At 29.8% G+C, this 2,431-nt stretch carries 2 protein-coding genes and 1 pseudogene; 1 reads left to right on the top strand and 2 read right to left on the bottom strand.

The window, feature by feature from the left end; all coding sequences use genetic code 11:
* Positions 1-524: pseudogene (locus A5844_RS14205) on the bottom strand (hypothetical protein); the annotation flags it as partial.
* Positions 525-893: 369 nt separating this feature from the next.
* Here A5844_RS14205 and A5844_RS14590 point away from each other — a divergent pair.
* A complete protein-coding gene (locus A5844_RS14590) occupies positions 894-1,025 on the top strand; it encodes a hypothetical protein (RefSeq protein ID WP_256924528.1) in 132 nt (43 codons plus the stop codon).
* A gap of 691 nt (positions 1,026-1,716) precedes the next feature.
* On the opposite strand, the gene A5844_RS05515 is transcribed toward A5844_RS14590, so the two are convergent.
* Complete coding sequence (locus A5844_RS05515; RefSeq protein WP_143353702.1) at positions 1,717-2,382, bottom strand: hypothetical protein; 666 nt, start codon at positions 2,380-2,382, stop codon at positions 1,717-1,719.
* Between the last annotated feature and the right edge of the window lie 49 nt (positions 2,383-2,431).

Here is a 2,431-nt window from a genome sequence, read left to right as displayed (position 1 = left end):
ACGTTGGTTGAAGGGATTTTAAAATAGGACACATTATTTTTGTCAAAGCAGCGTTCTTTATCAACTCTCATCACGAGGAATTTCTCATTTTTTTTATAAACCGTTAATCCACAAAAATGAGAAAAATTCCCTTCATTATTCAGAAAAACCTCAGATGGAAAAAGCATAAAATCTGTTGGATCATTATTGCTCATCTTTTCAAAGACTGATTGTAAGCTTTCTTTATTTCCAAATTGATAGAATATTTTCGTTCGTTCTAGCGACTGAATGATCTTTTCTTTTCGTTTTTTTTCAATAAAAAAATCATTTTGATCACTTTCTATCATTTTGATATAGGTTGAAAATAACAGTTGATAACCTATGCTTGTTTCAAAAAATTTGTCATTTTCTTTAAGTGATAAAGTTAAAGCAAGCATGTCTACTCTTTTTTCAAAATGATCCTTTTTTTCTTCTTTTTCTTCCTCTTTAGGTAGCACATTTTTTCTCCAAAATGGAAACCAGTCTTTGTATAATATATCTAGCATATCTTATGTACCTTCAATCAAAATGTGATTGATCCTTTCATTCTTTTATAATTTACAATTATTAATAAATAATTTTTCCTCTTTCAATTTTTATAGCTAGTCACATTTAAGAGTTGGAATATGGTTGTCTTTTTGTATTGTATGTTCTGTTTTAAATTCTAAAATTCCTTAGCTAACAAAAAGATATCTACTCTACAATTAAATAATATCGTTTTAAAGAAGCTTCTACTTCAATAACAATACAATTAGTAATACTTTGTTCTTTTATGTTAATATTTAGGATCGTTGCTGTCTCTTATACACATCTAGATGTGTATAAGAGACAGCACATATGACATTCCATTTTATCTAGACTAGTAGAAAAACCAGATGGAAAAAGCACAAAATCGGTTGGATCATCATTGGTCATCTTTTCAAGGACCTGTCTCTTATACACATCTAGATGTGTATAAGAGACAGGAATTAAATAATATCGTTTTAAAGAAGCTTCTACTTCAATAACAATACAATTAGTAATACTTTGTTCTTTTATGTTAATATTTAGGATCGTTTCCATCTCATTTGAAAGATCGTTTAGTCGATTTAAGATGATATAAGGTGAGTGAGGAAGAAAGTCACGTTCCAAAAAAATGATTCACTTAACACTGTGCTATTTTTTATAAAAAATTAATCCACATGCATGCGGGTCATCCCCCATATCTTTTTCTAAATAAAAAGAAGTTGGAAAAAGCATAAAATCTGTTGGATCATCGTTGATCTATCTTTCAAACACTACTTGTAGTTGTTCTTTATTCTTAAAATGATAAAACGCTCGTGTACACTCTAATGACTAAATAATCTTTTCTTTTTGTACTTTATTTAACGAAAAACTGGCTTGATTGATCTCGTTCACCTTAATATAGGTTGAAAACAGGAACTGATAACCTTTCCTTATATCAAAAGCTTTATCGTTTTTTTAGTGATAAAGTCAAGGTTAGCCTATCGATTCTCCTTTCAAATTCTTTCGCCTTTTGTTCGTTCGTTTTTTCCTCTTCTGTCAATATATGATTCCACCAAAATAGTTAATTATTTTTTTACAGAATATCTTTATGTATATTTAAGAAATACAGGAGTGATTTCTACTTTCTTCTCAAGAATTACGATTATATAATTATTTTATTGTAGCTTATTACATTAGGTATCAGAAGTATGCTTATTTTTCGTAATGTGTACTTTTATTGTTAGTCTTTGCCACTCCTTGCTGTCTATAATTTTGTAGGCAATATTGTTCTTTTTCCGATTGCTTTATGAGTTCAGTTAATACTCCTTTTCCCACTTCGACTTGTACATTTGAACCGACTGATTGCAGCTGATTGGATCTTGCAATTCCTTTTTTCATCATTTTCTCAAATGAAGAAAATGACGAATCCTCTTTTAATTTCACTGGATCTGCTTGGCGTATTCCTTGTACTTGATCTCCTTCCTTCAAAGATCCATGAGTTACTATTGTTTCCTTTTGTCTGAAGGATTTTGGTGTGTATTGCTTCCATATTGTAGGCACTGTTTCCCAAGGTGGCTTTACAAGCTGATTGTTTTGTATAAAAACTACTCTTTTTTCTAATCTCTTCCAATTCCGATAAACATAGCGAAGCTCACTTCCTAAAAAACTTTCATTACTAATCAATGTGGAATCGGCTCTCTCTATTTTTTTCTTTTGGATCACATCAAGCATCCTTATTTTATCCAAAATAAAATAAATTGTTAATTCTCGATCTAATGCAGCCATCTCGATACCAATTTTACATCCCTTCTTAATAAAAAAAGATTCAATAGTTTTTCCTTCATATTGCTTATCCACATCAGAAAAAAATTTCTTCAATATATTCTTTAATTGCAATTTTCCCTTTGATTCAGAAGCTCTATAATAT

It is taken from the genome of Candidatus Enterococcus wittei, from assembly GCF_002140175.1.
GTDB lineage: Bacteria > Bacillota > Bacilli > Lactobacillales > Enterococcaceae > Enterococcus_B > Enterococcus_B wittei.
The sequence above is the reverse complement of the archived record's forward strand: the minus strand, read 5'-3'. Positions and strand labels throughout refer to the sequence as shown.

What these genes read in the sequence shown, in the direction of transcription:
- A5844_RS14590 (WP_256924528.1), top strand. Translation starts at nt 894, where the DNA reads ATGGAAAAAGCACAAAATCGGTTGGATCATCATTGGTCATCTTTTCAA.